The sequence below is a fragment of the Pacificoceanicola algae genome (genome assembly GCF_049341065.1).
Taxonomy (GTDB): Bacteria; Pseudomonadota; Alphaproteobacteria; order Rhodobacterales; family Rhodobacteraceae; genus Pacificoceanicola.
This window is the reverse complement of sequence record NZ_JBMPIX010000007.1, coordinates 109453-122320: the sequence shown is the minus strand read 5'-3', so window position 1 is coordinate 122320 and position 12868 is coordinate 109453. Positions and strand designations below refer to the sequence as shown.

Here is a 12868-nt window from a genome sequence, read left to right as displayed (position 1 = left end):
ACCTAGTATAATTGGCGAATGGCCATTCTCGTTGTCATTTCGGGTTCAAAATAGTCGATGGACCCTGCGATAGCCAATCCAATTGGATGCCCGTCGCTGTCCAGATTGCCACGCACGCTGTTCTGAAACGACCGCTTCATCTGGTCATGCACGATCAGAACATAGTGTTGCTTTGGTGCCAAAATCCCGGTGTCCCAGCTATCGTCTGTCGCCGTCGCAGACATCGGCAGATCCGAGACATTGATAAACCGAATCGTGTCGCCAATCTCAGGGCGCAGGTGTTCAGGGAAATACCCGTCCTTCATCATCAGGACATAATGTTCTTCGGCCGCCGGCGGGGTTGCAGCAACCGCACAGGCAAGAGCCGAGAATAAACCGAATTTACGCAGCACCTTCAAACCTCGATCTTCAAAAGCCCCCACTCATGAATGACAGCTTTCGTATTTGAGCCGGGAATCGGGCCAAAATACGGCCAGATCGCCATCAAGGGCGCTTCCTGCAGGCTGACCTTGCGGAAATTTGCACGCCGGGAGCATTAGGTCCGATCCGCCTGCTTGACGCCGCGCCGGGGCTGTCCTAATTCAGGGGGCATAAGCGGGCGTTGTGTAATGGTAAGACCCTTGCCTTCCAAGCAAGAGACGCGGGTTCGATTCCCGCCGCCCGCTCCAATCTCTCCCTCAACTTTGAGACCTTGCGGCAAAGCGGGTGCTTGACCCGAGCGTCTGGCGTGGCAAAAGACCTTGAGTAGGACGAAAGGGACGGTATGGCGCGCGGAACCAGCAAACAGAAGAACGGCGAAGAAGAACGCGCAAAATCGCGCAGGCTCGGATCTCTGGCAGCGTTATGGCCTTTTCTGGCACCCTACCGTGGCCTGATGATCGCATCGATTGTTGCGCTGATTGCCACGGCGTCGATTTCGCTGACCTTGCCGATGGCGGTGCGCCGAGTGGTCGACAACTTCAACGTCGAAGACGGCGCACTGCTGGACAAGTATTTCGCCGCCGCCCTCGGGTTTGCCGGTTTGTTGGCGCTGGGCACGGCGCTGCGCTACGCGCTGGTAACAAGGCTGGGTGAACGGGTTGTGGCTGACATCCGCATGGCGGTGTTCAACCGTGCCATCGTGCTGTCTCCGTCGTTTTACGAAAAGATCATGACCGGCGAGGTGCTCAGCCGCATCACCACCGATACCACGCTGATCCAGTCCGTCATCGGCTCGTCTATCTCGATCGCGCTGCGCAATATTCTGCTGTTCCTTGGCGGTCTGCTATTGATGTCGCTGACCTCGGCCAAGTTGACCGGGCTGGTATTGCTGCTTGTTCCGATTGTGGTCGTGCCGATCCTGACCCTTGGGAGGCGGATGCGCGTGCTGAGCCGCGAGAACCAGGATTGGATCGCAGCCTCTTCCGGCAATGCCTCCGAGGCGCTGACCTCGGTGCAGACCGTGCAGGCCTATACGCACGAAACCCTGTCGCGCGCGGCTTTTGCCGAGGTGACCGAGAAAAGCTTTGACGCCGCGCGCCGCCGGATCTGGACACGCGCGCTGATGACCGCCATCGTCATTTTCCTCGTGTTTACAGGGATTGTCGGCGTGCTTTGGGTTGGTGCATGGGACGTGCGCGCAGGCCAGATGACTCCGGGCGCCTTGATCCAGTTTGTCGTCTATTCCGTCATGGTGGCGGGCGCCGTTGCGGCCCTGTCCGAGGTTTTTGGCGAATTGCAGCGTGCCGCCGGCGCTACGGAACGTCTGGTCGAATTGCTGCATGCCACCGATACGGTCAATGATCCGACCAATCCCAAGGTTCTCGCGGCGCCTGTGCGCGGCGAGATCACATTTGACGATGTGTCCTTCAACTATCCCGCACGCCCCGACATCCCGGCGCTGGAAGGCGTCGATCTGACCATCGCGCCGGGTGAAACCGTCGCGCTGGTTGGCCCTTCGGGCGCAGGTAAGACGACGATCATCCAGTTGATCCAGCGGTTTTATGATCCGATCAGCGGGTCCGTCCGTCTGGACGGTGTGGCCCTGCCAGAAATGGCCCGTGATGAGTTCCGCCGCCACATCGCCCTTGTGCCGCAGGACCCGGTGATTTTTGCCGCGACAGCCAGTGACAACATCCGTTTTGGTCGCCCTGATGCCTCTGATGCCGAAGTTGAAGCAGCGGCCCGCGCCGCCGCCGCGCATGACTTTCTGTCGGCTTTGCCGGACGGCTACAACACATGGCTGGGCGAGCGCGGCGTGATGCTGTCGGGCGGACAAAAACAGCGGGTCGCCATCGCCCGCGCGATTCTGCGCGACGCTCCGGTGCTTCTGCTGGACGAAGCAACCAGCGCGCTGGACGCCGAAAGCGAACGCGCGGTGCAGCAAGCCGTAGACAAGCTGGCTGAGGGGCGCACGACGATCATCGTCGCGCACCGTCTGGCCACCGTGAAGAAAGCCGACCGGATCATCGTGATGGATCAGGGGCGGATCGTGGCCACGGGTGCACATGACGCGCTGGTGGCCGAAGGCGGGCTTTACGCGCGTCTGGCGCGGCTTCAGTTCACCGATGGGGTTGCCGCGGAATAACGCGGCTTGCCGCCAATTCCCCCTAGTGCCGCGCGGTGTTCGACTGCACAATGGCGACATTGTATCTGTACTAGGAGGGCACCAATGGGCCTGTTCAATTTCTGGAAGAAATCCGGCAAATCTCTTGTGGGTGGCGGCGATGCGGCCCCCACCGCTGACACGCTGAAAAAAGAAGTCTCTGATCTTGGGCTGGATGCCGAAGGGCTCGATATCAGCGTGGAAGGGGACAAGGTCAAAGTGTCCGGCGGCTCTCTGACCGCCGAGCAGCGCGAAAAGGTCATCCTTGCTGTCGGCAACGTCGAAGGCGTGGCCGAGGTCGAAGCTGATGAAGCCGACGACGCGATTTTCCACACCGTTGAAAAAGGCGACTCGCTTTGGAAAATCGCCGAAAAGACTTTGGGCAACGGCGCGCGCTACAAGGAAATCTTTGAAGCGAACCGCCCGATGCTGTCCGATCCGGACAAGATTTACCCCGGTCAGGTGCTGCGCATTCCGCGCGATGGCATGGCCTGAAGCTGATTTGTCGGGCCTGATGCCCGGCGTTTGATGCGGGACGTTGCGTCAGAACCGCGCTGCCGCAGCGTCCCTTTCCCTTGCGCGGGGGCGCTTTCCTTTCCACAGTGAGCGCAACAATATTTCAGGGAGGAAGGCGGAGCATGACCTATGCAGGGGTGGCCGACCGCGATGCTATTCAGGGGCAAATGCCTTGGGACGCCCGCGAGGTGCCGAAAACGATCTGGGCGCAGCTTTCAAAGACGGCTGAGGCATTTGCCGACCGTCCCGCCGTCAGCTACCAATTGCTTTCAGGGCCCGGGGACAAGGCCGAGACTCTGACATGGCGCGACCTGAAGGCCAGAACCGCGCAGGCGGCAAACCTCTTTCGCAGTCTTGGCGTCGGTGAAGATGACGTAGTGGCCTATGTGCTGCCCAATTGCAACGAGACGATTGCCGCCCTGCTGGGCGGCGCCGTGGCCGGGATCGTCAACCCGATCAACCCACTGCTGGAGCCTGAGCAGATCGGCTCGATCCTGCGGGAAACCGGGGCCAAGGTTGTCGTCACGCTCAAACCTTTTCCGAAAACCGATCTGCCGCAAAAAGTGGCCGAAGCGGTGCGCCACGCGCCCTGCGTCACGAAGGTTCTCGAAGTTGATCTCAATCGTTACCTGACGCCGCCGAAATCCTGGATTGTGCCCTTGGTCAGGCCCAAGCTGGATCGCACGCACGCCCATGCCGATTACCTTGACTTCACCAAAGAGGCTGCGCGCCAGCCCGAGTCGCTGACATTTGCGGACAGCACGGGGGACCGCGTCGCGGCCTATTTCCATACCGGTGGGACCACGGGTATGCCCAAGGTCGCGCAGCACAAATACGGCGGGATGATCTACAACGGCTGGCTGGGCGCCACGCTGCTGTTCGACGAAGAGGACAACATCATGTGTCCGCTCCCGCTGTTCCACGTTTTTGCCTGCCATGTGATCCTTATGGCGGCGCTGTGTTCCGGGGCGCATGTGATCTTTCCAACGCCTGCCGGGTATCGCGGCGAAGGGGTCTTTGACAATTTCTGGAAGCTTTGCGAACGCTGGAAGATCAGCTTTGTCATCACGGTTCCTACCGCGGTGTCGGCCTTGATGCAGCGGCCGGTGGATGCGGATATCTCTTCGGTCAAGACAGCGTTTTCAGGCTCTGCGCCGATGCCGCTGGAGCTGTTCAAGCGCTTCGAGGCAGCCTGCGGTGTGACGATCTGCGAAGGCTACGGTCTGACCGAGGCGACCTGTCTTGTCAGTGTAAACCCGCCTGACGGGGAAAAGAAGGTCGGTTCGACCGGCATTCCCTTGCCCTACACGGATGTGAAGATCATCAAGATGGTCGATGGCACGCCCGTTGAATGCGCCGTGGATGAGGTTGGCGAGATTTGTATTTCCAACCCCGGCGTTTATGCAGGCAACACCTATACCGAGGCTGCCAAAAACGCCGACCTGTTCCATTTTGGAACGCATCTGCGCACCGGCGATTTGGGGCGCATGGACGCGGACCAATACCTTTGGATCACCGGGCGGGCAAAGGATCTGATCATCCGCTCGGGTCACAACATTGACCCTGCCGAGATCGAAGAAGCGCTCTTGGCCCATCCGGCAGTCGCCTTTGCGGGCGCTATCGGCCAGCCCGACGCCTATGCAGGCGAATTGCCCTGCGCCTTTGTCGAACTGATCGCCGGGGCCTCGGTCACCGAAGAGGAACTGCTGGAACACGCCAAGGTGCATGTGCACGAACGCGCGGCGCAGCCCAAGCATATGACCATTCTGCCGGAACTGCCGAAGACCGCCGTTGGCAAGGTCTTCAAGCCCGACTTGCGCAAGGCCGCCATTGCGCGGGTCTACAATAGTGCGCTTGAGAACGAGGGGCTGGAGGCGCGGGTCGTTTCAGTCGTCGATGACAAAAAGCGCGGGCTTGTGGCGCAGCTAGAGGCGCATGGCACGGATGAGGCGTCGGTGTCGAAAGTTCTGGGGGCCTTCACGCGGCCCTGGGAATGGGCCGAGTGACATCGCATAGCTGATGGCACCAGCCGTCAGCTATAGGCGACCCACAGCAGGAAAACGCCCAGGACCACCCGGTAAATGACATAGGGTGTAAAGCTGACAGACCGCAGCAAGCGCATCATCAGGCTCAGCGCCAGAAGCGCCGCGACAAAGGTCAGCGCGGCCGCAATCGCGCCATCACGGGCGGCGGCGGCGTCTGCACTTGCGGCGACCTCAAGCCCCAGCAGGGTGCCTGAGGCGATGATCGTCGGGATCGACATCAGCATCGACAGTCGCGCCGCGTCGTGCCGGACATAGCCCAACTGGCGGGCGGCGGTGATCGTTATGCCGGACCGCGAGGTTCCGGGGATCAGCGCCACCGCTTGCCACAGGCCCATGACGACAGCATCACGCAAGGACCATTCGGGGGCGGCCTTGACCTCGGGGCCGCGGGTGTCGGCCCAGTACAGAACCAGACCGAAGATCAGCATTGTCCATCCAATCACGGCGGTAGACCGCATCATGTCGCTGAGGCCGGTGACCTTCAGGACAAGCCCCACGATGACGACAGGGATGGTGGCGATCAGCAACAGGAAGGCCAGCTTGGCGCCGGGGGTATCCAGCTTTCCGCGCAGCACTCGGGGAATGCCAAACAGCGCCTCGCGCACATCTGCCCAAAAATAAAGCACAACCGCGAAGAGAGTGCCGATATGGACAGCCACGTCTAGAACCTGCCCCTGATCCTCCATACCTGTTAGATTGGGAAGCAGAATCAGATGCCCCGACGAGGAGATCGGGAGGAATTCGGTAACCCCTTGGATCAGCGCCAGGATGAGAAGGTGGGTAAAGGTCATGAGCATCTTCCGAAATGCAAAACTGGCCCCTGTATAACTCATTGGACTCTAGGGGAAACGCAAATAAAAGGTCCGGAGTTATACCTAAAAACTGCGCATCTTGCGTCAAAAAATGTTGGGCAGGCCAGAAAAACGAATTATAGGTCAATAGTTGTGACTTTTATTCCGTTTTGACCTTCTGTAAAGAGGCGCAACCGGAATCCCTGAATGGAGCAAATCCAAATGGCCAAGCAGCCCATGCTGAAATTCGTAGACGTCTCGCGCGCGATGCCCGAAAAGCGTGATGCGGATGTCCGCAACAAGGATTTCGACGAGATTTATGTCGAGTTCGCGCAGGCCAAGGCCGAAGAGCAGGCGAGCCGTTGCAGCCAATGCGGCGTGCCGTATTGCCAAAGCCATTGTCCGCTGCACAACAACATTCCCGATTGGCTGCGCCTGACCGCGACCGGACGTCTCAAAGAGGCCTATGAAGTCGCTCAGGCAACCAACACCTTTCCGGAAATCTGCGGTCGCATCTGCCCGCAGGACCGTCTTTGCGAAGGCAACTGCGTGATCGAAAAGTCCGGCCACGGCACCGTGACGATCGGCTCGGTTGAGAAGTATATCGTTGATACTGCTTGGGATAAGGGCTGGGTCACCCCCGGTAAGCCATCGCAGGAACGGACCGAAAGCATCGGTATCATCGGTGCAGGCCCCGGCGGTCTGGCCGCGGCAGACATGCTGCGCCGCGCTGGTCTTCAGGTCACGGTTTATGACCGCTACGATCGCGCCGGCGGGCTTTTGACCTATGGCATCCCGGGCTTCAAGCTGGAGAAAGACGTGGTCATGCGCCGTGTCGAGCAGTTGGAGCAGGCGGGCGTTCATTTTGTGCAGAACTGCAATGTCGGCGAGACCATGTCCTTTGAGGATATCCGCGCGCAGCATGATGCGGTGATCATCGCCACCGGCGTCTACAAGTCGCGCGATCTGGGCGGACCGGGCGCGGGCGCCAAGGGAATCGTCAAGGCCATCGACTATCTGACCGCCTCGAATCGGGCCTCGAACTTTGGTGACAGCGTGCCCGAGTTCGAAAGCGGTGAATTGAACGCCAAAGGCAAAAAGGTTGTGGTGATCGGCGGCGGCGACACGGCGATGGACTGCGTGCGCACAGCGATCCGCCAGGGCGCGACCAGCGTCAAATGCCTGTACCGCCGCGACCGCGCCAACATGCCCGGCTCTCAGCGCGAAGTGCAAAACGCCGAGGAAGAGGGCGTGCAGTTCGAGTGGCTCACCGCGCCCAAGGGCTTCAAGGGCGACACTGTGAACGCGGTCATTGTCGAGAAAATGCGTCTGGGTCTGCCTGATGCAACGGGCCGTCAAAGCCCAGAGTTGATCGAAGGCTCGGACTATGACGAACCGGCCGATCTTGTGATCAAGGCGCTGGGTTTCTCGCCCGAAGATCTGCCGACGCTTTGGGGTCAGCCCGAGCTGGAAGTGACCCGTTGGGGCACCGTGAAGGCCGAGTTCACCACAGGCCGCACGGCGCTGCCGGGCGTTTATGCGGTGGGCGACATTGTGCGTGGCGCGTCGCTGGTCGTCTGGGCGATCCGGGACGGACGCGATTGCGCCGAGGCGGTGCTTGCCGACCTGACAGGGGTGGGGGCCGTGGCCGCCGAATAGGAGGCTCATCGGCTCTGCTCGCGATGGCGTAGCAGGGTAAAGGTCAGGCAGCTTGACCTGACGAAGTGCAGAGGGACGCAAGATGACGGATCGATCAGGAGGATGCATGTGCGGCGCGGTTCGTTTTACCGCCCGCGACGTGACGCCCACCTGTGGCGTCTGCCATTGCGAAATGTGCCGCCGTTGGACGGGCAGCGCGCTGATTGGCGTGACCGTTCCGACGGAGAAGGTGACTTGGGACGGCGAGACAATTGGCGTGATCCAGTCGTCGAGTTGGGCCGAGCGCGGCTTTTGTACCAAGTGCGGCACGGGACTGTATTTCCGGGTGACGATGGAAAGCGACTGGTTTGGAAATACGGAGATTCCCGTGGGGTTATTCGACGACCCGAACGGCTTTGAGATGACCAACGAGATCTACATCGACCACAAGCCGGACAGCTTTGCCTATGCCGGTGAGGGGCGCAAACAGCTGACGCGTCAGGACTGCGTCGAGAAATTCGGGGTGCTGGACGGGGAGTGATCCCTGGCGACTGTGCCTTTTGCAAATGACGGGAGATGGGGGCCAGCCCCCAGACCCCCGGGATATTTTCGGACCAGTGAAGGCATGACGCGCCTTGGCCGGTTCCGGCGGAATCAACGGCTGCTTCGGCAGCTTTTCATGGAGGGTCTAGACCATGACCAAGTATGATGCAGAATGGGTGGCCCGCGAGGAAGCCAAGCGCGCCTACATGTCCGAAAACGGACTGTATCACGAGAGTGAAGAGCATAGCTCGTGCGGGGTTGGCCTTGTGGTCAGCCTTGATGGCAAGCCTTCGCGCAAGGTGGTCGAGGCGGGGATTACCGCGCTCAAGGCGGTCTGGCACCGGGGCGCCGTGGATGCCGATGGCAAGACCGGCGACGGTGCTGGCATTCATGTGCAGATCCCGGTGAACTTCTTCTATGATCAGATTGACCGCACAGGCCACAAGCCGCGCATGGACGAGCTGATGGCCGTGGGGCAGGTGTTCTTGCCGCGCACGGATCATGGCGCTCAGGAAGCGTGCCGGACGATCGTTGAATCCGAAGTGTTGCGCATGGGCTATTACATCTATGGCTGGCGCCATGTGCCGGTGAAGGTGCAGTGCCTTGGCGAAAAAGCCAATGCGACGCGGCCCGAGATCGAACAGATCCTTATCTCGAACGCCAAGGGCGTGGACGAAGAAACCTTTGAGCGCGAGCTTTATGTCATTCGCCGTCGCATCGAGAAGGCGGTTCAGGCTGCTGGCATCAACGGGCTTTACATTGCGTCGCTGTCCTGCCGCTCGATCATCTACAAGGGCATGATGCTGGCCGAGCAGGTGGCGGAGTTCTATCCCGACCTGCTGGACGACCGATTCGAGAGCGCCTTTGCGATCTATCACCAGCGTTATTCCACCAACACCTTCCCGCAGTGGTGGCTGGCACAGCCGTTCCGCATGTTGGCCCACAACGGCGAGATCAACACGCTGAAGGGCAACATCAACTGGATGAAGAGTCACGAGATCCGCATGGCCTCGGGGGCGTTCGATGAGATGGCCGAGGATATCAAGCCGATCGTACCGAACGGGTCGTCTGACTCGGCGGCGCTGGATTCGGTCTTTGAGGTGCTGGTCCGGGCGGGGCGGAATGCGCCGATGGCGAAAACCATGCTGGTGCCGGAAAGCTGGTCCAAGCAGGCCGTTGAACTGCCGGAATCCTGGCGCGATATGTATTCGTACTGCAACTCGGTCATGGAGCCCTGGGATGGGCCTGCAGCTTTGGCGATGACCGATGGCCGCTGGGTTTGCGGCGGTCTGGATCGCAACGGTCTGCGCCCGATGCGCTATGTCGTCACTGGCGACGGGTTGCTGATTGCCGGCTCGGAGATCGGCATGGTGCCGACGGACGAGGCGACCGCCCGCGAGAAGGGCGCGCTTGGCCCCGGACAGATGATTGCCGTCGATATGAAAGAGGGCAAGCTGTACCACGACGTCGAGATCAAGAATGCGTTGGCCGCCAGCCAGCCGTTTGGCGAGTGGGTCGGCAAGATTACCGAACTCGACGAGTCGCTGGCCAAGGTGGATGAAAAGCCGATTTTCTCTGGCGCCGAGCTGCGCCAGCGCCAGATCGCGGCGGGCTATACCATTGAAGAGTTGGAGCAAATCCTTGCGCCGATGGCCGAGGATGGCAAAGAGACTTTGGCTTCGATGGGGGATGATACTCCCAGCGCGGTGCTTTCGAAGAAGTACCGCCCGCTGAGCCATTATTTCCGTCAGAACTTCAGCCAGGTGACAAACCCGCCGATCGACAGCCTGCGCGAATACCGCGTAATGAGCCTCAAGACGCGGTTCGGAAACCTCAAGAACGTGTTGGATGAAAGCAGCGCGCAGACCGAGATTTACGTGCTCGACAGCCCCTTTGTCGGCAACGCCCAGTTCGAGGCGTTGAAGGCCGAGTTCAACGCGCCGTTCATCGAGGTCGACTGTACCTTCCCGACGGACGGCGGGCAGGGCGCATTGCGCGCCGCGCTTGCGCGCATCCGCTCCGAGGCCGAGGACGCCGTGCGTTCGGGCAGCGGTCACATCATCCTGACGGATGAGCGCTGCGGCCCGGAAAAGGTTGCGATGCCGATGATCCTTGCGACCAGCGCGGTGCACAGCCACCTGACGCGCAAGGGCCTGCGGACCTTCTGCAGCCTGAATGTGCGCAGCGCCGAATGCATCGACCCGCATTACTTCGCAGTACTGATTGGCGCTGGTGCCACCGTGGTCAACGCCTATCTGGCCGAGGATTCGCTGGCTGATCGCATTGGTCGCGGGCTGCTGGACATGAACCTGACCGAAGCCGTTGCCAAGTACCGCGAGGCGGTGGATCAGGGCCTGCTCAAGATCATGGCCAAGATGGGGATCTCGGTGGTGTCGTCCTACCGTGGCGGTCTGAACTTTGAAGCCGTTGGCCTGTCGCGTGCCATGTGTGCGGAATACTTCCCCGGCATGCTGAGCCGCATTTCGGGCATTGGTCTGAACGGCCTGCAGCGCAAGGCCGAAGAGGTGCATGCGCTTGGCTTCCGTTCGGGGCGTGATGTGTTGCCGATTGGCGGCTTTTACAAGGCGCGCAAGTCGGGCGAGACCCATGCTTGGGGTGCGCAGAACATGCATCTGTTGCAGTCGGCCTGTGACCGCGCCTCGTTCGAGTTGTGGAAGCAGTACAGCCGGGCGATGCAAAGCAACCCGCCGATCCATCTGCGGGACCTTCTGGCGATCAAGCCGATTGGCGATGCGATCCCTCTGGAGCAGGTGGAAAGCATCACCTCGATCCGCAAGCGGTTTGTGACGCCGGGGATGTCCTTGGGTGCGCTGTCGCCTGAGGCGCACAAGACGCTGAACGTGGCGATGAACCGGATTGGCGCAAAGTCGGACTCGGGCGAGGGCGGCGAAGATCCGGCGCATTTCGTACCGGAGCCGAACGGCGACAACCCCTCTGCCAAGATCAAACAGGTGGCGTCAGGCCGCTTTGGCGTCACTGCCGAGTACCTGAACCACTGCGAAGAGCTTGAGATCAAGGTTGCGCAGGGAGCCAAGCCCGGCGAGGGTGGTCAGTTGCCCGGCATGAAGGTCACGGACCTGATCGCGCGTCTGCGTCATTCGACCAAGGGCGTGACACTGATCTCGCCGCCGCCGCACCACGATATCTATTCGATCGAGGATCTGGCGCAGCTGATTTATGACCTCAAGCAGATCAACCCGACGGTGAAGGTGACGGTCAAACTGGTGGCGTCTTCCGGTGTCGGTACGATCGCTGCTGGTGTCGCCAAGGCCGAGGCTGACGTGATCCTGATTTCGGGTCACAACGGTGGCACGGGGGCCTCGCCTGCGACCTCGATCAAATATGCCGGTCTCCCGTGGGAGATGGGCCTGACTGAGGCGCATCAGGTTCTGGCGATGAATAACCTGCGCAGCCGCGTCGTCTTGCGGACCGATGGCGGTCTGCGGACCGGGCGCGACATTGTCATGGCCGCGATGATGGGCGCCGAGGAATACGGCATCGGCACCGCTGCACTGATTGCGATGGGCTGCATCATGGTGCGTCAGTGCCAGTCGAACACCTGCCCGGTGGGCGTCTGCACCCAGCGCGATGATCTGCGGGCCAAGTTCACCGGCAATGCTGACAAGGTCGTCAACCTGATCACTTTCTACGCCCAGGAAGTGCGCGAGATTCTGGCCAGCATTGGTGCGCGCAGCCTGTCGGATGTGATTGGTCGTGCGGACCTGCTGAGCCAGGTGTCGCGTGGCTCTGAACACCTTGACGATCTCGACCTGAACCCGCTGCTGATCCATGTCGATGGTTCCGAGAACATCGTCTATGATCGTGACCGCCCGCGGAACCCTGTGCCCGATACGCTGGATGCGGAGATTGTGCGCGACGCCGCGCGTTTCTTGCAGGACGGCGAAAAGATGCAGCTGTCTTATGCGGTGATGAACACGCACCGGACGGTGGGCACGCGGGTGTCGTCGCATATCGTGCGCAAGTTCGGCATGCGCAACGCGCTGCAACCCGATCACCTGCACGTCAAGCTGACGGGCAGCGCGGGCCAGTCGCTGGGGGCCTTTGCCGCGCCGGGGCTCAAACTGGAAGTGTCCGGCGATGCCAACGACTATGTCGGCAAGGGTCTGTCTGGCGGTCTGATCGTCGTGCGGCCTCCGCAGGTCTCACCGCTGGTTGCCTCCGAGAACACGATCATCGGCAACACGGTGCTGTATGGCGCGACCGACGGGCATCTCTTTGCGGCGGGTCGCGCGGGCGAACGCTTTGCGGTGCGCAACTCCGGGGCCAAGGTGGTGATCGAGGGCTGCGGTTCCAACGGTTGTGAGTATATGACCGGCGGTGTGGCGGTGATCCTTGGCACCATCGGCGCCAACTTTGGCGCGGGCATGACAGGCGGCATGGCCTATCTTTATGATCCCGATGGCATGGCTCCGGCGCTGATGAACAAGGAAGGTCTCGTAACCTGCCCTGTAACCACACCCGAGTGGGAGGCCGAATTGAAAGGCCTGATCGAGCGTCACGCCGCAGAAACCGGCAGCCGCAAGGCCGCGGACATCCTGCAACATTGGGACAGCGAAAAGCCCAACTTCTTGCAGGTCTGCCCGACCGAGATGCTGAACAAGATCAAGTTCCCGCTCGGCATCGAGGCCGATCTGGCAGTGCCTGCGGAATAACCGCCGAACCAAGGGATTGCGAAAGGCCCGGGGCATGTCTCCGGGCCTTTTGTCTGC

The 12868-nt window shown here is 60.9% G+C and carries 8 protein-coding genes and 1 tRNA gene; 7 read left to right on the top strand and 2 right to left on the bottom strand.

What is annotated here, in order from left to right; genetic code table 11:
* Positions 1-2 precede the first annotated feature (2 nt).
* Positions 3-422, bottom strand: coding sequence for a cupredoxin domain-containing protein (locus tag ACOYQJ_RS12640; protein WP_422906386.1), 420 nt, complete (start codon positions 420-422; stop codon positions 3-5).
* A gap of 172 nt (positions 423-594) precedes the next feature.
* On the opposite strand from ACOYQJ_RS12640, the gene ACOYQJ_RS12635 reads away from it, so the two are divergent.
* The 4 genes from ACOYQJ_RS12635 (at position 595) to ACOYQJ_RS12620 (ending at position 5106) form a co-directional block, all read left to right on the top strand.
* Positions 595-668 (top strand) — tRNA-Gly (locus ACOYQJ_RS12635).
* Positions 669-763: 95 nt separating this feature from the next.
* Complete coding sequence (locus ACOYQJ_RS12630; RefSeq protein WP_422906385.1) at positions 764-2566, top strand: ABC transporter transmembrane domain-containing protein; 1803 nt, start codon at positions 764-766, stop codon at positions 2564-2566.
* A gap of 84 nt (positions 2567-2650) precedes the next feature.
* Positions 2651-3079 (top strand): peptidoglycan-binding protein LysM, encoded by a 429-nt coding sequence (gene lysM / locus ACOYQJ_RS12625; RefSeq protein WP_422906384.1) that lies wholly within the window; start codon positions 2651-2653, stop codon positions 3077-3079.
* Positions 3080-3222: 143 nt separating this feature from the next.
* The gene (locus ACOYQJ_RS12620) at positions 3223-5106 is read left to right on the top strand and encodes an acyl-CoA synthetase (RefSeq protein WP_422906383.1); all 1884 of its coding nucleotides are present in this window, start codon (positions 3223-3225) and stop codon (positions 5104-5106) included.
* A gap of 26 nt (positions 5107-5132) precedes the next feature.
* Here the strand turns inward: ACOYQJ_RS12620 and ACOYQJ_RS12615 are convergent, their stop codons facing one another.
* Positions 5133-5936 (bottom strand): undecaprenyl-diphosphate phosphatase, encoded by an 804-nt coding sequence (locus tag ACOYQJ_RS12615; RefSeq protein ID WP_422906382.1) that lies wholly within the window; start codon positions 5934-5936, stop codon positions 5133-5135.
* 222 nt (positions 5937-6158) lie between these two features.
* On the opposite strand from ACOYQJ_RS12615, the gene ACOYQJ_RS12610 reads away from it, so the two are divergent.
* The 3 genes from ACOYQJ_RS12610 (at position 6159) to gltB (ending at position 12811) form a co-directional block, all read left to right on the top strand.
* Entirely contained in the window at positions 6159-7595 is a 1437-nt protein-coding gene (locus ACOYQJ_RS12610; protein WP_422906381.1) for an NAD(P)-dependent oxidoreductase, read from the top strand.
* Between the two features lie 106 nt (positions 7596-7701).
* Positions 7702-8115: a GFA family protein gene (locus tag ACOYQJ_RS12605; protein WP_422906380.1), complete on the top strand. Its 414-nt coding sequence runs from the start codon at positions 7702-7704 to the stop codon at positions 8113-8115.
* A 154-nt stretch (positions 8116-8269) separates the two neighbouring features.
* Complete coding sequence (gltB, locus tag ACOYQJ_RS12600; RefSeq protein ID WP_422906379.1) at positions 8270-12811, top strand: glutamate synthase large subunit; 4542 nt, start codon at positions 8270-8272, stop codon at positions 12809-12811.
* The last annotated feature ends 57 nt before the right edge of the window (positions 12812-12868 follow it).